The sequence below is a fragment of the Cytobacillus sp. FSL M8-0252 genome, from assembly GCF_038007345.1.
GTDB lineage: Bacteria > Bacillota > Bacilli > Bacillales > Cytobacillaceae > Cytobacillus > Cytobacillus kochii.
Map to the genome: position 1 here is coordinate 3,928,520 of NZ_JBBOWZ010000001.1, position 20,401 is coordinate 3,948,920.

18 protein-coding genes and 1 riboswitch are annotated in these 20,401 nt (G+C 37.1%); of the genes, 2 read left to right on the forward strand and 16 right to left on the reverse strand.

The window, feature by feature from the left end:
• Position 1: 1 nt before the first annotated feature.
• The 8 genes from MKX83_RS19860 to MKX83_RS19895 form a co-directional block, all read right to left on the reverse strand.
• Positions 2-877, reverse strand: a complete 876-nt coding sequence (locus MKX83_RS19860; RefSeq protein WP_095372008.1) for a branched-chain amino acid ABC transporter permease — start codon at positions 875-877, stop codon at positions 2-4.
• 241 nt (positions 878-1,118) lie between these two features.
• Complete coding sequence (locus MKX83_RS19865) at positions 1,119-2,306, reverse strand: ABC transporter substrate-binding protein (RefSeq protein ID WP_095373607.1); 1,188 nt, start codon at positions 2,304-2,306, stop codon at positions 1,119-1,121.
• 480 nt (positions 2,307-2,786) lie between these two features.
• A complete protein-coding gene (locus tag MKX83_RS19870) occupies positions 2,787-4,358 on the reverse strand; it encodes a Na+/H+ antiporter NhaC family protein (RefSeq protein ID WP_095372007.1) in 1,572 nt (523 codons plus the stop codon).
• A gap of 172 nt (positions 4,359-4,530) precedes the next feature.
• Positions 4,531-4,715, reverse strand: a riboswitch (Lysine riboswitch).
• A gap of 124 nt (positions 4,716-4,839) precedes the next feature.
• On the reverse strand, positions 4,840-5,142 hold the full coding sequence (locus MKX83_RS19875) for a YunC family protein (protein WP_095372006.1): 303 nt from the start codon (positions 5,140-5,142) through the stop codon (positions 4,840-4,842).
• 61 nt (positions 5,143-5,203) lie between these two features.
• Positions 5,204-6,049 carry a DUF72 domain-containing protein gene (locus MKX83_RS19880; RefSeq protein ID WP_095372005.1) on the reverse strand — a complete coding sequence of 282 codons (846 nt, stop codon included), beginning with the start codon at positions 6,047-6,049 and terminating at the stop codon, positions 5,204-5,206.
• A gap of 323 nt (positions 6,050-6,372) precedes the next feature.
• Positions 6,373-8,358 (reverse strand): iron ABC transporter permease, encoded by a 1,986-nt coding sequence (locus MKX83_RS19885; RefSeq protein ID WP_341057383.1) that lies wholly within the window; start codon positions 8,356-8,358, stop codon positions 6,373-6,375.
• 199 nt (positions 8,359-8,557) lie between these two features.
• Positions 8,558-9,334, reverse strand: coding sequence for an iron-siderophore ABC transporter substrate-binding protein (locus MKX83_RS19890; protein ID WP_341057390.1), 777 nt, complete (start codon positions 9,332-9,334; stop codon positions 8,558-8,560).
• 354 nt (positions 9,335-9,688) lie between these two features.
• Complete coding sequence (locus MKX83_RS19895) at positions 9,689-9,835, reverse strand: lmo0937 family membrane protein (protein ID WP_157733904.1); 147 nt, start codon at positions 9,833-9,835, stop codon at positions 9,689-9,691.
• A 160-nt stretch (positions 9,836-9,995) separates the two neighbouring features.
• Here MKX83_RS19895 and MKX83_RS19900 point away from each other — a divergent pair, with 160 nt between their 5' ends.
• A complete protein-coding gene (locus MKX83_RS19900; RefSeq protein ID WP_341057393.1) occupies positions 9,996-11,300 on the forward strand; it encodes a lysine N(6)-hydroxylase/L-ornithine N(5)-oxygenase family protein in 1,305 nt (434 codons plus the stop codon).
• 64 nt (positions 11,301-11,364) lie between these two features.
• On the opposite strand, the gene MKX83_RS19905 is transcribed toward MKX83_RS19900, so the two are convergent.
• On the reverse strand, positions 11,365-12,162 hold the full coding sequence (locus MKX83_RS19905; RefSeq protein WP_095372001.1) for an SDR family oxidoreductase: 798 nt from the start codon (positions 12,160-12,162) through the stop codon (positions 11,365-11,367).
• A gap of 117 nt (positions 12,163-12,279) precedes the next feature.
• On the opposite strand from MKX83_RS19905, the gene MKX83_RS19910 reads away from it, so the two are divergent.
• On the forward strand, positions 12,280-12,825 hold the full coding sequence (locus tag MKX83_RS19910; protein WP_095372000.1) for a TetR/AcrR family transcriptional regulator: 546 nt from the start codon (positions 12,280-12,282) through the stop codon (positions 12,823-12,825).
• Between the two features lie 134 nt (positions 12,826-12,959).
• Here MKX83_RS19910 and MKX83_RS19915 read toward each other — a convergent pair whose 3' ends face one another.
• The 7 genes from MKX83_RS19915 to MKX83_RS19945 form a co-directional block, all read right to left on the reverse strand.
• Positions 12,960-14,048 (reverse strand): N-acetylmuramoyl-L-alanine amidase, encoded by a 1,089-nt coding sequence (locus MKX83_RS19915; protein WP_095371999.1) that lies wholly within the window; start codon positions 14,046-14,048, stop codon positions 12,960-12,962.
• Between the two features lie 514 nt (positions 14,049-14,562).
• Positions 14,563-15,960, reverse strand: coding sequence for a Fe-S cluster assembly protein SufB (sufB, locus tag MKX83_RS19920; RefSeq protein ID WP_095371998.1), 1,398 nt, complete (start codon positions 15,958-15,960; stop codon positions 14,563-14,565).
• Positions 15,961-16,031: 71 nt separating this feature from the next.
• Entirely contained in the window at positions 16,032-16,475 is a 444-nt protein-coding gene (gene sufU / locus MKX83_RS19925) for a Fe-S cluster assembly sulfur transfer protein SufU (protein ID WP_095371997.1), read from the reverse strand.
• Positions 16,465-17,694, reverse strand: a complete 1,230-nt coding sequence (locus MKX83_RS19930; protein ID WP_341057397.1) for a cysteine desulfurase — start codon at positions 17,692-17,694, stop codon at positions 16,465-16,467. Before MKX83_RS19930 ends, sufU begins: the two co-directional genes overlap by 11 nt.
• Positions 17,694-19,004, reverse strand: a complete 1,311-nt coding sequence (gene sufD / locus MKX83_RS19935; protein WP_341057398.1) for a Fe-S cluster assembly protein SufD — start codon at positions 19,002-19,004, stop codon at positions 17,694-17,696. The genes MKX83_RS19930 and sufD overlap by 1 nt, the downstream gene beginning before the upstream one ends.
• Before the next feature lie 17 nt (positions 19,005-19,021).
• The gene (sufC, locus tag MKX83_RS19940; RefSeq protein ID WP_095371994.1) at positions 19,022-19,804 is read right to left on the reverse strand and encodes a Fe-S cluster assembly ATPase SufC; all 783 of its coding nucleotides are present in this window, start codon (positions 19,802-19,804) and stop codon (positions 19,022-19,024) included.
• 434 nt (positions 19,805-20,238) lie between these two features.
• Positions 20,239-20,379, reverse strand: a complete 141-nt coding sequence (locus MKX83_RS19945) for a hypothetical protein (protein WP_180316907.1) — start codon at positions 20,377-20,379, stop codon at positions 20,239-20,241.
• Positions 20,380-20,401: the final 22 nt, after the last annotated feature.

Consider the following 20,401-nt stretch of genomic DNA (forward strand, 5'->3'; position numbering starts at 1 on the left):
TTTACACCTTCTCTCTTGCATTTTTACCAAAGATACCTGATGGCTTGAATAAAAGGATTAAAATGAGAATGACAAATGCTGCCGCGTCTCTCCATAAAGAGTAACCAAGGCCACTAACAACCGTTTCAACTACGCCTAACACAAGGCCACCAACCATCGCTCCAGGAATAATACCGATGCCACCTAGTACAGCTGCAACAAAAGCCTTTAATCCTGGAATCACGCCCATTAACGGTTCTATTTTTGTATAATACACACCAAAGAAAACACCTGCTGCCCCGGCCAAGGAAGAGCCAATAGCAAATGTGGCGGAAATGGTTGTGTTTACATTAATCCCCATCAACCTTGCAGCATCCATATCATGTGACACAGCCCGCATTGCTTTACCGATTTTGGTTTTATGAACAATAAATTGTAGAACAATCATTAGCACAATCGAAGTGCCTAAAATCATAAGTGATTGACTACTGATTTGTGCACCCAAAATATTAAAGGTTTGATTGCTAATGACTTCAGGATAAGCTTCTGGTTGTGCACCTCTAAAGTAAATAAATAAGTACTGTATAAATAAAGAAATCCCTATCGCTGTAATGAGGGCAGCAATTCGCGTAGAACCTCTCAACCTTCGATATGCTACTCGCTCAATTAACATACCCATCCCTGCACAGACAGCCATTGCAATAATTAAGGCAGGAAAGAATCCTAACCCCCAACCAGCAATCGCGTAAAAACCAACAAACGCCCCAATCATAAATACTTCACCATGGGCAAAGTTGATCAATTTGATAATTCCATAAACCATTGTATAGCCTAAAGCAATCAGTGCATAAATACTTCCTAACGATATCCCATTTACTAACTGTTGAATCCAATCCATGAATCCCCACTCCTCTTCAAATAACCCGAATAGCTTCAGATAGAGAGTGACAGCTAGCGAAAACGCTATGCTGAATATCTCCTCATAAGGTAATTTTTGACACGCTAATTTCAAAAAACTATTGCCCCTGAGCAATCTTGGACTATGAGATTATTAGCTATCACAACAGGAATTACCCTTTCATATCTGATAAAAAAAATGGAAGGCCCAATCGCTCCTCCCATTTTAATACAGCCTCATTTTAAGGATTTACTTTCGTTTTGAAGACTTGCTCCCCATCCTTATATTCCAATACAGTAGCTGATTTAATTGGGTTATGATCTTCATCAACTGAAATGATACCCGTTACAAGAGTTAAATCTTTCGTCTCAGATAAGGCATCTTTGATTTTCTTCGCATCACTTGTACTTTCAGCACGCTCCATGGCATCTTTCAACATATATACAGAGTCATAACCTAATGCATTAAAAGCATCCGGGGATGAGCCATTATATTTTTCACCAAACTTTGTTACAAAGGATTGAATTGTCTCGTCTGGATCACCCGAAGAATAATGGTTTGTTATAAATGTGTTATTTAAGGAATCCCCTCCGGCTAATTCAACTAGCTTTGGTGAATCCCAACCGTCAGCACCCATTAGCGGTACGTCAATACCCATTTCACGTCCTTGTTTGACAATAAGTCCTACTTCTTCATAATAACCAGGGATAAAAATAAATTCGGGATTAGCTGATTTAATTCTTGTAAGTGTGGACCTGAAATCAGTATCCTTCGCCACATAAGATTCTTCGGCAACTATTTTCCCACCTGCTGCTTCGAAAGTTTCTTTAAAGGAAGCTGCTAAACCTTTTGCGTAATCACTTGCATTATCAGCATAGATAGCTACATTTTTAACTCCTAATTCATTGGCAGCAAAATTAGCTGCCACTGTTCCTTGGAAAGGATCAATAAACGATGTACGGAATACAAAATCATTTAAGCTTCCATCATCATTCACTGTTACATTCGGACTCGTACCTGAAGGAGAAAGCAATACCGTCTCTGAATTATTAGCCACTTGTGCTTGAGCAACTGTATTTCCACTTGTAGCAGACCCAATAATAGCTACGACATCATCATTTTCCGTTAATTTAATAGCTGCATTGGTTGCTTCTGCTGCATCCGATTTATTATCTACTTTTACAATTTCTATCTCTTTACCGTCGATTCCACCATCTTTATTAATTTCATCCACAGCCAATTCGATTCCTTCAGCAATTCCTTCACCATATGAGGCAACTGCACCAGAAAGTTCTAGGTTGGCACCTATCTTGACAGTATCACCAGACTCACCACCACCTGCACTATCACTACCACAGCCAGCAAGGAAACCTGCAGCTCCTATGGTAGAAGCTAAAAGAACAGCGGTCATTCTCTTTTTAAATAACATAATGATCCCCCTTTTTTTGATTATTCCAACAACTAAGAGCATGGTTCAAATCCCCCATATAAACCCCACAAGAAAAGATACCACACAAAAAAAAGTAGACTAAAATAACCAAAATGTAATATTTTTCTGATAATTGCTATAAATCTAAAAATAGTATAGTATCATTTTATTCATCTGTCAAAACAATCTTTGTGAATAATATTAATATTTAGAAATATATTAATAGTTTAGAGCGTTAAAGGGTTTCTCTTTACTATGTTTTGTTTGTAAAACTCTATCATTATATTCATAAAATAATTAATAGTAGATAGGTATAATGTAGTTCAGTTAATTGTTAATAATTAGCAATTAAAAATAACTAGCTACTTTTATATAAAGTAAAATAACTTTGCTTATGTAGTGATTTTAGACTTGTAGGATAGAAAAAGAGGAATGAACCGACGAGTTCATCCCTCCTTCCTATATTGTTCAAAAGAATTATTATATCATCTTCTCGGTTTTTGTACCGAACATTTTAACAACAAGGAAAATCCCCGCCATCATAACAATCAAAGCAGCTAATGCAATGATTACACTTCCACTTACACCCAAAATGATATAAGAGATGGCCGCAGCAACAGCTGCTGTAAAGGCATAAGGAAACTGTGTAATGACATGGTCAATCAAATTACTCCCTGCACCTGTGGCGGATAAAATAGAAGTATCAGAAATCGGTGAAGCATGATCTCCGAATACTGCACCTCCAAGTACAGCTGCCATTGCAGGAATCAGCAAGGATATATCTGTAGCTACAGCAATATCACCAGCTATTGGAAGAAGAATGCCAAATGATCCCCAAGATGTACCTGTACTAAATGCCATAAGTGCCGCAATAATAAATAGGATAACAGGGATAAAATCATGACTCAGATTCGATTGATTAATAACGCTAGCCAAGTACTCCCCTGTACCTAGTTGACTAATCAAATCTCCGAGTAACCAGGCAAAAATTAAGATCAATACTGATCCAAACATAGATTTCATCCCAACCCATGTAGCTTTCAAATAAAAATTACTCGTTAGTTTATCATCTTTCTTTAATACTTGAGCAAATTGTACGTAAGCAACAGCTAAACTCAATAATCCTCCGACAATTAATGATAAGGCCACATCTGTGTTTTCTAATAAGGATACTAACGACACATTCCCCTCTGCACCATTAATGCCTGTCCAAGCCATCATACTCACTGTTCCAATAAATAAAACAATGATTGGCCAAACAAGATGACCAACAGTCCCTTTCGTACTAATAGGTAATTCTTCTTGAACTTCGTCTTTCAACTGTTTCTTCTTATCAAATAGAATTCCTTGTTCAATAGCTTGTTTCTCATGTTTCTTCATCGGACCAAAGTCAATTTGCCCAACAACAATGATAAACACCATTATGATTGCCGCCCACACATAAAAATTTAACGGAATGATTTGCATGAAAGCAGAGAAAGCACTATAATCAGTTATTTTATGAGACACTAAAATCGAGCCAATTAAGGCGATAATTGATGCTCCCCAACTTGATATAGGCGAAATAACACATAAAGGTGCGGATGTTGAATCAATTAAATAAGCAAGCTTTACACGTGATACTTTTTGTCGATCGGTAACAGGTCGAGATACCTGTCCAACTGTTAGCGCATTAAAATAATCATCTATAAACAAAATCATACCTAAAACTACGGTTAATAACTGTGCACCCACTCTCGTTTTCACACGCTTCATTGCCCATTCACCAAAGGCACGACTACCACCCGATAGTGAAATAAATGCAGTAATGCTACCAAGAATAAGTAAGAATAATAGAATGAATATATTCCAAGTATTTAACCCTTCATCTGTTATAAAAAGTGCTATAAACGACGAGAAAAATATTTGTAGCGTATCTAGCGGTTGATATCCTCCAATTATGATAGCTGCTGTTAACGCCCCTAAACCAAGGGAGAGAATCACCCTTTTTGTTAGTATAACCAAAAGCATCGCTACCAAAGGTGGCAGCACAGAAATAAATGTACCTGTCATAAAAAGACCTCCTATTAGTATAGGAGCTATAGACATGAACGAATGCGTCTCATATCAATTAACGATCAGAGAAAGGTATCCTCCACTTTTCTTTGATCCTTAATTGATAATAAAAAAAGAGTAACGATAGAGATTCTATCATTACCCTTCAAGAAGTAACGTTATTCTCCATCACGACTGTAGCTCCCCATTATGGTTAATATACCTCCATAATGACAGTGTTACTCCTATTAAGAGCAACCCCAACAAATAAATATTGACGTACCTATTTGCTTCGGCAAATCTCCCTTTTATCAAAGTTCACTGTTGTCATCCTCACATTGATTACTAATGATGATTTGCGCCTCTACCCCATCGGATTGATAAGGCATTATTCAATTGTTATACATTATATCAAAATATAATTATTTATGCAAAACTCTATCAAAACCTAAAATATTCATAAATTTATTATTTTTAAGATATAGTAGGATACTATAACCTATACCATTCTTAATAGCGCTTCTCTACCGATCATCCCTTTTTTAATGCCTAATTCCTCTGCAGCAAAAGTGACTGATTCAAGTGGTGCATCTATTAGCTGTTGAATCGTTTTTACCCCTACTGCTCTACCAGCAATGACATGGCGATCTTTTAATTTTTCATTTAATAACGCAACGTCTAATGCACCACACATGATATATCCTTTATCATTTGATACGACTAACAAATTAGTTTTTGGCAGCTCAACGGATACAGTCATAAACGTATGACCATCCAAAATAACAGGCTTTAATTCAACCATGACCGTCCCCCCTTCCCTTTAACAATTTATGTTATAGGTAGAGATTCGGTGTACTCATTAGTTAAAATAAACCGAGTTGTTTTGGAGCTAATCCCTCATATTCAATTCCTAATATTTCTAGAATTTCCTTCGCATTATCCGCTGCGTCACCACCAGAATTATTATTAAATAGTACATAGACCTCCTTCGCCTCTTTTTGTAATTGCTTTAATCGCTCTGCCCACTCCAATAATTCCTGGTGATTATAACGGTATAGATAGCGAACTTCACGCCAATTTGGTTGTTTTTTATTTTGCCATCCATGAACATTACGACCGTGCAAGCGGACTAGTACAATTGGATTACCGCAAGTATGCATCACAATTGGAACAGACCCCTCCCCTGCTTGTGGTTCATCACAAACGGTATGTATCCATTTCTCTTCCTTGATAAAATTTAAAGTACCTTCTATAAACGCATCTTGATACCAAGACTGATGACGAAATTCAACAGCACATGGTATTTCTCCCATTTGCTGTTTACACCAGCGTAAATATTGCACGTTTTCCTTTTTACAATTAAACCACGGTGGAAATTGAAATAGGACCATCGCTAACTTATTTTCTCTTATATAAGGGGCAAGCGACGCTTTAAAAGCAGCAAACATTTCTTCCTTTGTCTCAAAAGGAATCTCCCCCCTTTGATGCCCCGTCATCCCCTGATAAGCTTTCACAACAAATTTAAATGAAGCAGGCGTTTCCCTCACCCACTTTTCCCCGTTCCTTTCTGGCTGTACGGCATAAAAGGAAGCGTCTACCTCAACTGTTGGAAAATGAGCGCCATATTCTAATAGTTTATCTCGGTTAGATATACGCTCCGTATATAGGCTGTCATGATCTCCCCATCCAGTTAAACCAATCCTAATCATTCCATCACCTCATCTACCAATAATCTTCATACTGATTATTTTACCTAAAGGATATAACCATAAACAAGAAGGGCAATGAAATAAGTGAAAAAGAATCAGTCAAAACAGAAAAGAAGATTCTTAGAACATTTCATTGGCCCATTTTCTTATTTTGTGATTGTTCATCGGTATCGAAAAAGGAACCCTTACACAGTAATAAGGAAAAGCATATAGAAAAAGTAACTTATGGAAATGGTATAAATCAGATATTCGTTTTTTACTATGAGTTAAAAAGAAAAAAAAATAACCCGAACCATTGTTCAGATTATTTTTTATTAAACAGGTTAACTCGCTTTGATTTTGTTCGTTTTTTTCAATAAATAAAGTAAGTATGGTGCACCAATTAAAGAAACAATTATTCCAGCAGGTATTTCTTTCGGAGCTAAAACGACTCTTCCAAGAAAATCAGCTGAAATAAGTAAAATCCCGCCAATTACTATGGTTAATGGCAGTAATTGTAGTAGCTTCGGACCGACCAGTTGTCTAGCAATATGTGGAGCTAGTAAACCGATAAACCCAATTGCCCCAACCACTGATACACTGATGCTTGACAACATAACAGCTAGTATAATCATAAACATACGCATTTTACTTGTTTTCACACCTAAACCAATGGATAGTTCATCACTCAATGATAAGATCTCGAATGTATTGGCCATATAGAGAATAACCGGAAATAGTAGTAACGATGTTATCATCACAATTACTAGATCACTCCAGCTTGTCCCATAGGTGCTACCAGCAAGCCATGTTAAAGCTTGTGATGCATGAAGGTTCGCACGTACTAATAAAATCTGTATAATAGCAGAACCTACCGCGGATACAGCAACACCCATTAATAATAGAATCATCGGTTGATAACCGCTCCGCGCACTAATAAACAATACAATTCCCATTGTGATAAGTGCACCAATTAATGCACCAATTGGAATAAGGACAAAGGGGGCTTGTGGAAAAACAATGAGAACCAACATCGCCACTACACTTGCACCTGAAGTCACACCTAAAACAGAAGCGTCAGCAAGTGGGTTTCGTAAAACAGTCTGCATCATTAAACCGCTAGCCGCCATCATCATACCAATTCCGAAGCTGACAACCACTCGAGGCAAGCGAAAATCCCAAACGAAGGTATTATACATCAATTCTCTTGGCAATTCTAAAAGACTAGTGAAACTTGTTCCCCCAAACGAAAGGCTAAACCCTACTAATCCAAGAACGGCGAGAGATATGAGGAGATAAAATCTTTTAACATGCTTAATTCGCACTTTCCCCTCTAATGCTCCTCCAGCAGTTCTCGTTTTCCTACTTACCTTTAAGGCTAAATAGACTAACCAAGGTGCTCCTATAATGGCCGTCATTGCTCCTACAGGTAACTCAGACATACTAGATATCATACGAACAAAGATGTCAGCACATATGAGTAAGCCTGCACCGACCACTATATTTCCTATTAGCATGGATCGATGCTTTCTAAATCCCATTAAACGAACAATATGTGGAGCCATAATACCAACAAAGCCAATTGGGCCTACTACTGTAACAGAGACAGCAGCTAATATAATTGCAATGCCCCAACCTATTAATTTACTTATCATCACATTTTGTCCTAATCCTACAGCTACATCTTCCCCCAACAGTAAAGCGTCAAAACGATGACCTATTATAAAGGCAAAAAGAAGAGTGAAGAGAACCCATGGCAAAGCAAATTGAACGCCACTCCAATCAAGCTGTAACAATGTTCCCGCTCCCCATAAAAACAACCCGGACACTTCATTTTCATATAAAAGCTGCAGGGCACTAGTAAATGAAGAAAACAACATTGTTACTATCAATCCAGTTAATGCGATTCTAATAGGATCCAATGCTCTACCTACTAAAAAACTAACAATTAAAGCTGCTATGATTCCTCCAAGCATCGTCACCAAAAATGGAAAGGCACCCTTTATAGAAGGAAAGAAAATGGAAAAAAGAACAACAAAGAAAAATGCTCCTGCATGAATGCCTAGTGTACTTGCACTTGCGAGTGGGTTTCTTGTCATTGTTTGTAATAACATCCCTGCTACGGCAAGTGCAGCTCCAACTAAACAACCAATTAAAAACCTCGGCATTCTACTATAAAGGAGAAAATTCAGTTCCTGCTCATTATCCCATACTTCCATCCAAAAGCTGAGTAAGCCTGTTGAAGCTTGTCCTTGGCTCAAGTGGATGAGACCAAGAATAATAAACAAGAGCACACATGCCGCAAATAATAGAAAGGGTTTAACTCTCATAACATTACTTCACTAATGTCTCTTCAACATGATCAACTAAAGTTTCCATTGAAAGAACACTACCAAACGTCCACACACCTGCGCCTACATCGTACATCAAATCATTTTCTACAAAGTATAAAGAGTTCCAAGCTTTGTTTCCTTCTAAATTACTAAATAACGGATCATCTTTTTGTACAGTATGAAGAAATATAGCTTCTTAGTACTTAGATACACCCTCTACATTTGTTGTAATAAAACCACTCGGCTGTGGATCTTGATCCTGTATTTTATTTGTCAATCCTATACCTTCAAGTGTATGGCTCACCGTCGAGTTTTCTGTAAATAATCGAAAGGTCGGGGCTTGATTCGCAGAATAAGCTTGTGTAAAAACAAATTCATTTGTCTTTAATTGAGCTGCAGATATATTCTCTTTCGCTTCTGCCATTTTTTCCTCTAAATGAGCAACTGCCTCGTCAGCCTCTTGTTCTTTACCTACTAGCTTACCTGTCTGCTTTAATGTATGTAACATGTAAGCATATAAGTCTTTTTGAGCTTCCTCTGTAGAACTATCAAAAATCACTACAGGAGCTATTTTTTCAAGGTCCGCTTTAAACTGTTCTTGATATTCCATACCAATAATCACATCGGGCTCTAACTTTGCTATTTCTTCAATATTTGGTTCTGTTCTTAAACCAATATCCACAACACTTTCATCTAATTTAGCATCAATTGTTACCCACTTATTAAACCCCTCTACATCAGCTACTGCAGCTGGTTGTACACCAACAGCTAATAACTCTTCAGCAACGCTCCATTCAAGAGCAACTACTTTCTCCTGAACTCCTTCAAAGCTGCGTTCACCTGACGCATCTTCAATGACAATCGTTTGATTACTATTATTATTCTCTTCTCCACTATTACTCTCTTCTTCCTTTTGCATACAACCAGCTAAAACGAGTACAAATAAAAGCATAATAAAATATAATTTCTTCATTAATCAAAGCTCCATTTCCAAAAAAATTAATTATCACAGCAATCTCATTCAAAGTGAAGAAAATTCCGAAATATTAAAAGCTAATCATTTGAGAATTTAATTTGATTTTAACCTTTCAACAATGATAATCATTCTCATTTTAATGTAAAAAATAGCGTTTGGCAATACACTATTTTATTGCTCACACTACTATTCATTCTTTAATCATTTTAAATGCTCTTATCTTTAATAAAATCGTATATAATCGATATCATATCTTGAATGAACATTTCTTCAATCAAACGACACAATGAAAACGCCCACCTTCATTAAGGTGGGCGTTCGTTCTTATATTATTTACCCTCAGATGTCCCGTTAAGGTCTACGTCTTCCAGTAATTAATTGGAATAATAAAACGACGAGTGCAATAACTAATAATAGGTGGACAAGTCCTCCTGCGACATCAAAGCTAAATCCCAAAATCCATAAAATAATTAAAATACCGATAATCGTCCAGAGCATTTTACATTGTCCTTTCTGTTGTGTATTTGTTCGATACTCTTACATACCCCAGAAAAAAAAACACTTAAACCTACAGAACATTTCTCTATGTTTAGAATATATGAGAGGAAGGGAAAATACAGAATAGATATTTCACCTATTAACGGAAGAAGGGATACTATTGGGCACACCTGTCGTTTATGACTTTATTGGCATTGGCTTAGGGCCTTTTAATTTAAGTCTTGCAGCTTTAACTGATCGAGTTAAAGAGATAGATGGATTATTTTTTGAACAAGAAGAGGAGTTTGTATGGCATCCAGGTATGCTTATAGAGGGCACAGATTTACAGACACCCTTTTTAGCTGATTTAGTAACATTTGCCGATCCAACTAGTCCATATACATTTATCAATTATTTACATACTCATGAGCGCTTATATGCGTTCTACTTTTTCAACCAATTCAACATTCCGCGCAAAGAATATAGTGACTATTGTAGTTGGGTAGCCCATCAATTATCACATTGTTATTTCAGCCATCGTGTAACAAATGTGATAGAAACAAAAGATCATCTTTATCAAGTAACTGTAGAGAATCTACTAAAAAAAGAAGTATCCAACTATTTAACAAAGAATCTCATTATCGGAACTGGCAGTATACCAATGGTTCCAAAGGGATTAGATGGAGATTGGCCAAACAATGATATTAGTCACTCAAGTGAGTATTTGTTTCATGAGAAGCAATTGAAAAGTGGGCATTCAGTCACTGTGATCGGTTCTGGTCAAAGTGCATCTGAGATTTTTTACGACTTATTGATGGATCAGAAAAACCACGATTATGAACTAACATGGTTTACAAGATCTTCAGGCCTTTTTCAAAAAGAAGATGCCAAATTAGGGAAAGAATTTTTCTCACCTGAATATATTCATTATTTCCATCAACTTGATTTTGACCATCGTCTAGAAGCATTAGATTCTTTAAATCAACTACGGAATGGCATTGACCCCGAAACTTTAAAGAAAATTTATAATCTGCTTTACCATCGTTCTATTAGTGGAGAAAAACTCAATGTAACTATCCAACCCTTAACAGAAGCGAAGAAAATAGAGAAAATAGAGAAGACGTACCATCTACATTGTCAACAATGGCAGCAGGAGAAAAAATTTACTCATCAAACGGAAAAGGTCGTCTTAGCAACTGGTTATAAACCCGCCCTACCGAATTGGTTATCACAATTTGCCGATGAAATTATTTGGGAAGACAATAAACGATTCAAAGTAACGGAAAATTATCAAATTGACTTTAAGAAAAAGAAAACAAATCATATCTATACCTTAACCAATATCGAGCATTCTCACGGGGCTAGTGCAACAAATCTAGGCCTATCTGTTCTAAGAAATCTAAAAATCATCAATTCAATTGCTGGAAAAGAAATATACCCTGAACCAACAAAAACGGTTTTTCAGCAATTTTCACCGAAACACTAGTCAATGTTGATACAGTCAATAAAGAAACCCTGCTGATGAAAGTCTATTCAGCAGGGTTTCTTTTTTATTTTAGGTTAGCGACAGTGCCACCATCGACTCTTAAATCAGTTCCAGTAATATAGCTTGCAGCATCACTCACTAGAAACGCAACGGCTGAAGCAATTTCAGTTGATTCTCCTTCACGCTGCAAAGGTGTTTTTTCTAGTAACATCTTCATTTGCTCAGATTGACTAGCTTCCTGTCTACCCATTGGTGTATTTATCGTACCTGGAGAAACAGAAACAATTCGCGCCCCTTTCTGTCCCCACTTCCATGCTTGGTCTTCTACAATTAATAAAACACCTAATTTCGAAAAGCTATAGGCAGCACCAGAATTCGTTTGATAGAAAGGCTCCATCTTCTTGTGTAAATCTTCAGCTAACGGCGCCTTTAGTATTTCGCTATACGGCCCTTCCTTTGGCACCATATGTCCACTCATTGAGGAAATACAGACGGCAACTGTCCCTTTTTGTGCGATTTCATAGAAGGCATTTAAAATGATACTTGTTCCTTTTAAATTAACATCAACAATTCTTTTCGCATCAGCCATCGTCGGTGATAATCCAGCTGTATTGATGATGGACTTTAACTCACCTAATGAATCAGCCTTTTGCACCAATGCTCGAACATTTTCTTGATCTGTTATATCTACTGTTTGATAATGTACTTGAGCGATTCCTTTGTCATTTAACTCTTGCTGGGTCTGTTTTAATCTCTCTTCATTCACATCGGCGAGCAAATAGATATCTTCCTTGTTTAACGCTTCTGCAATCGCTTTTCCCATGCCACCTGTACCACCAGTTATTACATGAACATTTGTCACTTATGTTCCCCTCCGTTATACTTCAATTTACTATCACTTATAATTGTAAAAAAACAAGCCAATACAAACAAACGACATTTTCACACTAAATGTCCAATTTAAGGAGATGAGGAAGCAATGCTACAAAATACATCTGCAAAAGCTTATATCATCACAGCACTACTAGAGCTATTACATCAAAAGACATTCTCTTCTATAACAGTAAAAGAGATTGTAAAAAGAGCAGGCATTAGTCGCTCTACCTTCTATGTCTATTACTATGATAAATATGATTTGCTTGAGCAACTCTCAAAGGACATTATCAACGAATTTTTAGCCTTTTATCCTCAAGCTAAAAAAATGCACCATCCCCATTTAAAGGTTGAAGAAACAACCAAGGATATATGTAATCATGTCTTTTCTTATCAATCTTTTTATAAAGAACAGTTAAAAAACCCACAATTCATTCACCAATTATCACGAGAACTATCTGCAGCATTAATGCATGTCTATAACCATAAAAGTTACGCCTCCTTTTCTAGCTATGGCACAGTTGGCTTTCTGGCTGAATGGGTATATGACTCTTTTCAAATGACACCTGAGGAAGCTGCTATTGAATTAAGAAAGATAGGGACTACAGATTGGTCAAGCTTCACATACAAACATGAAAACGGCGAACTCTAAGGAAAAATGATTATTCTATTAAGGATCTTTATTCTTTGGATATACAAGTCAATTGAATTTCTCTATGCAATAATATAAAAAAAGCAAGGTGAATACTTCCATTAAAGTAACCTTGCTTTTTATTTTATCTTCATTTATTTAACAAAAGTTCCTGCATTTAGTCGTCGTTGCATTTCTTTTACAACGAGGGATGGACGACTTAGTACACCATCAACAACCGTCCCCAAATATATTTGTAACGCTCTTACTGTATGAGGACCCATAAAACCATCAGGATTTGCACCAATCATTCGTTGTAATGCTTTTACCATCGGACTTCCTTGTTTTCCACTAGCAAAGTGAATCGTTCCATCATAGAAGGCATTCGTTACACTATTTTTCGGCTGATTACTGATGATACCATCAACAGGAGTACCAAGTGCTTTTTGTAGTGCTCTCGTTGTTGATTTTCCCCATTTTCCGTCCACATTCAGATTCGCTTTCGGGGCTATTTGTGGCTTCTTCGGCACTCCTTTTTTGATTTTTTCTAATAAAGCAATGTTTTGCGCCGCCGTACCTTGATAATTATTCATCCCATATTGCTTTGCTAATATTGCTCGATTCTTGAAAGATGAGTCGATCCCTTGTGCGTTAAGATAGTCGACAATACTATTTCCATTCTCAACCGGTTTTGGTTTTGGTTTCGGCTGATTAGGACCGGGGGAAGGGGATCCGAAATTTTCCTCTTCCTGCACCCCATCTACTTTATTCAAAAAATCCTCCCATGTAATGCCCTTATAACCCGCGCGCAATTGTGCTGGGCAGTTTTTCCCTGACCAATCGTGATGTTGTTTAATTCTACTCCGATCCAACCCATACTTGTCCATCAACATTTTGACTAATGCTGCTCCATTATTGATTGTCTGTTCATAATCTCCATCGGCATTGATGCACATTTCAATATGAATCGACGCCGTATTCCCCGGACCTCGCCCATCTCCTGCTGCCCAGCACATCACATCATCTTCAAATGACTGAATTACCATGCGATCATCCACTTGGTAGTGCCAACTAGCTTGTCTTGAATTTAAGTTCGACTGTAAATTAGCATGCATCTGTGCATTTGCTCCGATTCCCATATTTCCTGTTTGATGTGGTGTTATATATTGAATTTTGTTCCCTTTACCATAAGAGCGTTGATTAACCACTTCCTGAGATACCAGCTGCTTTATCACATTAACCATATAAAAACACTCTCCTTTCTATAATATATAAGTAAAAAGGACTGCCCGTGTGGACAGCCCTTCATAAAAATACATATAGAAAGCCTATTTTTTCTATAGAATGGAGGAATGAAAAATATAATGAGCAAATTACTGGTCTAGGTATATAAGACGCATTTGCTACTCTATTGTTTCAACCGTGTTGTTAGTTCAAATGCATTTGGCTTCCCAAAATAGCGTAGTAACCTAAAAACATAATCGACATTCAAAAATTATGACAATAAACGAACGACTTGCTGTTTTTGGGTGGGGAAATTCCTTGCATGCATCTCACTCTGTAGACAATTATGAAAAAGTAGCATGACTGATTAAACCATAAATAACCTCCTGACTTAAACTCAAAAAAAGAAGACGAACTAAAAAAGTTCGCCTCATATACTAAAAATAAACGAGAAAATAATCTGAATCGGCACGAACGTATTTTCCCTCTATCACTCCAAACAAAAAACCCTTAAATAATAAGGGTTTTAAGCATTTATCCAATTGAACCTTCCATCTCGAACTTGATAAGACGGTTCATTTCAACAGCATATTCCATTGGAAGTTCTTTTGTAAATGGTTCGATGAAGCCCATAACAATCATTTCTGTTGCCTCTTCTTCAGAAATACCTCTGCTCATTAGATAAAATAGTTGTTCTTCAGATACTTTAGATACCTTTGCTTCGTGCTCTAATGAAATATTGTCATTCATGATTTCATTATAAGGAATCGTATCAGAAGTTGACTGATTATCCATAATTAATGTATCACATTCAATATTTGAACGTGCGCCAGTTGCTTTACGTCCAAATTGAACAATTCCACGGTAAGTTACTTTACCACCTTGTTTAGCAATTGATTTAGAGACAATTGTCGAAGATGTATTAGGTGCTAAGTGTAGCATTTTCGCACCTGCATCTTGGTGTTGTCCTTTACCTGCTAATGCGATGGACAATGTCATACCACGAGCGCCTTCACCTTTAAGAATAACGGCTGGATATTTCATCGTTAGTTTGGATCCGATGTTACCATCAATCCATTCCATTGTTGCATTTTCTTCACAAACTGCACGTTTTGTAACGAGGTTAAACACGTTATTTGCCCAGTTTTGAATTGTTGTATAACGGCAATACGCGCCTTTTTTGATGATAATTTCAACTACGGCACTATGCAGTGAATTTGTTGTATAAACAGGTGCTGTACAACCTTCAACATAGTGTACATGTGCGCCTTCATCTACAATGATTAACGTACGCTCGAACTGACCCATATTCTCAGAGTTAATACGGAAGTAAGCTTGTAATGGTGTGTCTACTTTAATTCCTTTAGGAACGTAGATGAATGAACCACCAGACCATACGGCTGAGTTTAATGCAGCGAATTTATTATCTGTCGGTGGGATTACCTTTGCCCAGTGCTCACGGAAAATATCTTCGTTTTCACGTAGGGCAGAATCTGTATCTTTAAAGACAATTCCTTTTGACTCAAGATCCTCTTGCATATTATGGTAAACAACCTCAGATTCGTATTGAGCTGAAACCCCAGCAAGATATTTTTGCTCCGCTTCTGGAATACCTAACTTATCAAAAGTTTGTTTGATTTCTTCAGGTACCTCATCCCAAGAACGCTCTGTTTTCTCAGATGGTTTTACATAATACGTAATCTCATCAAAGTTTAGTGCTGATAGATCGCCACCCCATTGAGGCATTGGCATATTGTAGAAGTGCTCTAAAGATTTTAATCGGAAGTCAAGCATCCATTGAGGCTCTTCCTTCATTTTAGAAATCTCTTGCACGATTTCTTTAGTTAAACCGCGTTTTGACCGGAAAATGGAAATGTCCTTATCGGCAAATCCATACTTGTAATCGCCGATTTCAGGTGCTTTTTTTGCCATTTCGTATTCCTCCATTCTTATGGTTAGAAAAATCCTTCACCATGATTTATTTTAACGTCACAACTCTATGACTACTTAGCTGTATCTTCCTCGTTCATTCCCTTTTCCATCGCCTTCCACGCTAGTGTCGCACACTTAATACGTGCCGGAAATTGGGAAACACCTTGAAGTGCTTCAATATCACCCAAATCGATATCGTCGTCATAATCTTTCCCAAGCATCATATCAGAAAAAATATGAGATAGCTTTACTGCTTCTTCCTTTGTTTTTCCCTTAATCGCCTGTGTCATCATAGATGCCGATGACATTGAGATAGAACAGCCTTCACCTTCAAATTTGGCATCAGCGACTTTCCCATCTTCGAGCTTTAAGGTTAACTGAATTCTATCTCCACAAGTCGGATTATTCATATTAACTGTTAAGCTATCATCTTCAAGCACGCCTTTGTTTCGAGGGTTCTTGTAGTGATCCATAATCACTTGGCGATAGAGGGTATCTAAGTTATTAAAAGACATCGCTGAAATACTCCTTCGTTTTAATAATCCCTGCTGTAAGCTTATCAATATCTTCTTCTGTGTTATATAAATAGAAGCTTGCTCTAGCTGTTGCTGATTGCTTCAACCATTTCATTAACGGCTGTGCACAATGATGTCCCGCTCTAATAGCGATTCCTTCAGCGTCTAATACCGTTGCCACATCATGCGGGTGAACATCATCTAAATTAAATGTAACAATTCCTGCACGATTTGCTGCTGTTTTTGGACCGAAAATTTTCATGCCTTCTACTTCAGAAAGTCTCTCTAAAGCATAAGCAGCAAGCTTATGTTCATGAGCCTCAATTTGGTCTAAACCAATTTCTTCCAAGAAATCAATCGCTGCACCTAGTCCAATCGCTCCAGCAATGATTGGTGTGCCACCTTCAAACTTCCACGGAAGTTCTTTCCATGTAGACTCATATAAGCCGACAAAATCAATCATTTCGCCACCAAATTCAACTGGCTCCATATTTTCTAAAAGTTGTTTCTTTCCATAAAGAACACCAATACCAGTAGGTCCACACATTTTATGTCCTGAAAAAGCAAGAAAATCACAATCTAGATCTTGCACATCAATTTTTAAATGCGGTGCCCCTTGTGCAGCATCAACAACCATTACAGCTCCATGCTGATGAGCAATTTTGGCAATATCTTTAATAGGATTGATTACACCCAATACGTTAGATACAAGTGTAACAGAAACAATTTTCGTTTGGTCTGTAATTGTAGCGGAAACATCACTCAGAGCAATTGTTCCATCTTCTTGTAATGGTAAATATTTTAATGTTGCACCAGTTTCCTTAGCCACTTGTTGCCAAGGAATAATATTACTATGGTGCTCCATATAGGAGATAACAATCTCATCCCCTTCTGAAAGATTCGCTCTCGCATAGCTTGCAGCCACTTTATTTATACTAGTCGTTGTTCCTCTAGTAAAGATAATTTCTTCAGTGGATTTTGCCCTGATAAACTTGCGGACTTTTTCTCTGGCGCCTTCATAGCCGTCAGTAGCCCTTGTACCTAAAGTGTGTACACCTCTATGAACATTTGAATTATCGTTATGATAATATTTTTGTACCGCTTCAATCACTTGAATTGGTTTTTGTGATGTAGCACCGCTATCTAAATACACTAATGGATGGCCATTGACTTCTTGATTTAGTATTGGAAATAGCTCGCGAATCTCTTTTGCATTCATTATTGAACTTTCCCTTCGATCACAGCTGTTAATTGCTTTTTAACCCCTTCGATAGGAAGAGCATTAACTACTGGAGCAAGGAAGCCATGAATAACAAGGCGTTCTGCTTCTTTTTGTGAAATACCACGACTCATCAAATAATATAATTGTAACGGGTCGACACGACCAACAGAAGCTGCGTGACCAGCTGTTACATCATCTTCATCAATCAATAGAATTGGATTCGCATCTCCACGTGCTTTTTCGCTTAACATTAATACACGAGATTCTTGTTCTGCATTTGCCTTTGTCGCTCCGTGCTCAATTTTACCAATTCCATTAAAGATGGAAGTAGCTGCATCCTTCATTACACCATGTTTTAAGATGTAACCTTCAGATGCTTTACCAAAGTGTACGATGTTTGTTGTAAAGTTTTGCGTTTGTTTCCCGCGACCTACAACGACTGTTTTCATATCTCCATATGAACCATCGCCGATTAAATTCGTTTTATTATCAGATACTGTATCGCCATCATTCATTAAGCCTAATGCCCATTCAATACGTGCATCTCGGCCAGCAACTCCGCGACGATTCACATATACAATAGTTCCAGCAGATAAAGTGTCTACCGCTCCATAAGTTACTTTTGCATTTGTATTAGCAACAACTTCGGAAATGATGTTAAAAATGCCTTTGCTTTCTTCCATTGTTGAAATGTAGTTTTCTACATAAGTAACAGAACTATTATCTTCAGCAACCAATAATACATGATTGAATAGGTTTGCTTCTTGATCGTCGTGAATAAATACAGAGTGTAGTGGCTCTTTGATTTCTACATTTTTAGGAATATAGACAAATACGCCACCATTCATCAGTGCAGCATGTAAAGCTGTTAACTTATGTTCGTCAACCTTTACCCCATCTGTCATATAATATTTTTGTAACAGATCTCCGTGCTCTCTAGCAGCAGTAAAGATGTCGGTGAAAATAACACCTTGATCTAGAACTGTCTTTGATAAAGAGATATATGCCGGACGATTATTACGCTGAATATATAAATTTTGGTCAGCTGATTCTAAATTGATTAAGCTTCTTACTTCTTCTGGCAAGTCAGTTAATGAAGAGTAATCTTCACTTCCCACGATATGCTTATCAAATTGAGTGAAATTCCATTTTGAAATATTTGTTTTATCAGGCTTAGGCATTGGAAGATCTTCAGCTTTCTCCAGTGCGTTTACACGGAGATCTGTCATCCATGCAGGCTCGCCCATATCTTTTGAAAAAGAATGTACGTATTCTTTATCAAATGGTAACTTTATTTCTGTTGACATAGTGATCCTCCTAACTCTTACGCTTCTTGCTCAACTGATTCGTCTTCAATACCTAATTCTTTTTTAATCCAGTCATAACCTTCAGCTTCTAGTCTTTGTGCTAATTCTGGTCCACCAGACTTAACGACACGACCTTGCATCATTACATGCACGTGATCAGGCGTGATGTAGTTTAATAGACGTTGATAGTGAGTAATAATTAAGCAACCAAATTCCTCACCGCGCATTTCATTAATCCCTTTAGAAACGACTTTCAATGCATCGATATCTAATCCAGAATCAATTTCATCAAGAATCGCAATTTTAGGCTCAATCATCATCATCTGTAGGATTTCATTACGTTTTTTCTCCCCACCAGAGAAGCCTTCGTTTAAGTAACGTTGGGCCATATCTGTATCCATTTCAAGATACTCCATGTTTTTATCCATTTTACGAATGAATTTCATTAGAGAAATCTCTTCGCCTTCTTCTCGACGGCTATTAATTGCGGAACGTAAAAAATCTGCATTTGTTACGCCACTGATTTCACTTGGGTACTGCATTGCTAGGAATAGACCTGCGCGCGCGCGCTCATCTACTTCCATTTCAAGTACATCTTCACCATCTAAAATAATACTTCCTTTTGTTACTTCATATTTCGGATGTCCCATAATTGCGGAAGATAATGTTGATTTACCTGTTCCGTTAGGACCCATAATTGCGTGGATTTCTCCACCCTTTATCTCAAGGTTAACACCTTTTAAAATCTCTTTTCCTTCAATTTCAACATGAAGGTCTTTAATTGTTAATGTAGATGCCATGTTTATACCTCCGTAATAAAAAAGATTTGCACTGTTAAGTCAAATCTCATTTCTAGTTTAATTCTCACTTTATTCTCATTACAATCTTATAACAAATTAAATGTGATATCAACTCTTTGCACATATTAGACGATATTTCCACTATGTATATGTTGTAAACCTATCACCATCCATTATTCTACACTAAATTTAGCGAAAATAACTCATTTTTCTTCTATTTATATATGACTTATTGTTAAGTTCTTTTCTACTTGCATTTATGTCCAAATTAAAATCGGCATAATCATCTTGTTCATAAGCAATTATATAAACAAAAGAAACCAGATTTTTACACAATATATGGTTTCACGCCACCTTAACATTGACGTAATTAAATCTCAATTTCATTTATTATATACAAAAAGAGCCGTCTAACTGACAGCTCTCCTCTTTATTTAAGCATGTGCTTTACGTTCGATATCGGCAACAATTCTTTGACTCTTTAAGTAATCTTTTTCACGCTGTTTTTCTACGCGCATCCTTACATCCTGTCTTTGGCAATACGTTTCATAACCTACTCCATATGCTCCGTGCATGGCCTTTTCCATTTCGCTTGTG

Excerpts from the sequence above, each read along its gene's own strand:
- MKX83_RS19910 (WP_095372000.1), top strand. The coding sequence starts at position 12,280 with ATGCTACAAAATACATCTGCAAAAGCTTATATCATCACAGCACTACTA.
- MKX83_RS19915 (WP_095371999.1), bottom strand. The coding sequence starts at position 14,048 with ATGGTTAATGTGATAAAGCAGCTGGTATCTCAGGAAGTGGTTAATCAA.
- sufU (WP_095371997.1), bottom strand. The coding sequence starts at position 16,475 with ATGTCTTTTAATAACTTAGATACCCTCTATCGCCAAGTGATTATGGAT.
- MKX83_RS19890 (WP_341057390.1), bottom strand. The coding sequence starts at position 9,334 with ATGAAGAAATTATATTTTATTATGCTTTTATTTGTACTCGTTTTAGCT.
- MKX83_RS19945 (WP_180316907.1), bottom strand. The coding sequence starts at position 20,379 with ATGCACGGAGCATATGGAGTAGGTTATGAAACGTATTGCCAAAGACAG.
- MKX83_RS19870 (WP_095372007.1), bottom strand. The coding sequence starts at position 4,358 with ATGACAGGTACATTTATTTCTGTGCTGCCACCTTTGGTAGCGATGCTT.
- MKX83_RS19880 (WP_095372005.1), bottom strand. The coding sequence starts at position 6,049 with ATGATTAGGATTGGTTTAACTGGATGGGGAGATCATGACAGCCTATAT.
- sufD (WP_341057398.1), bottom strand. The coding sequence starts at position 19,004 with ATGTCAACAGAAATAAAGTTACCATTTGATAAAGAATACGTACATTCT.
- MKX83_RS19885 (WP_341057383.1), bottom strand. The coding sequence starts at position 8,358 with ATGAGAGTTAAACCCTTTCTATTATTTGCGGCATGTGTGCTCTTGTTT.
- sufC (WP_095371994.1), bottom strand. The coding sequence starts at position 19,804 with ATGGCATCTACATTAACAATTAAAGACCTTCATGTTGAAATTGAAGGA.
- sufB (WP_095371998.1), bottom strand. The coding sequence starts at position 15,960 with ATGGCAAAAAAAGCACCTGAAATCGGCGATTACAAGTATGGATTTGCC.
- MKX83_RS19895 (WP_157733904.1), bottom strand. The coding sequence starts at position 9,835 with ATGCTCTGGACGATTATCGGTATTTTAATTATTTTATGGATTTTGGGA.
- MKX83_RS19930 (WP_341057397.1), bottom strand. The coding sequence starts at position 17,694 with ATGAATGCAAAAGAGATTCGCGAGCTATTTCCAATACTAAATCAAGAA.
- MKX83_RS19865 (WP_095373607.1), bottom strand. The coding sequence starts at position 2,306 with ATGTTATTTAAAAAGAGAATGACCGCTGTTCTTTTAGCTTCTACCATA.
- MKX83_RS19860 (WP_095372008.1), bottom strand. The coding sequence starts at position 877 with ATGGATTGGATTCAACAGTTAGTAAATGGGATATCGTTAGGAAGTATT.
- MKX83_RS19875 (WP_095372006.1), bottom strand. The coding sequence starts at position 5,142 with ATGGTTGAATTAAAGCCTGTTATTTTGGATGGTCATACGTTTATGACT.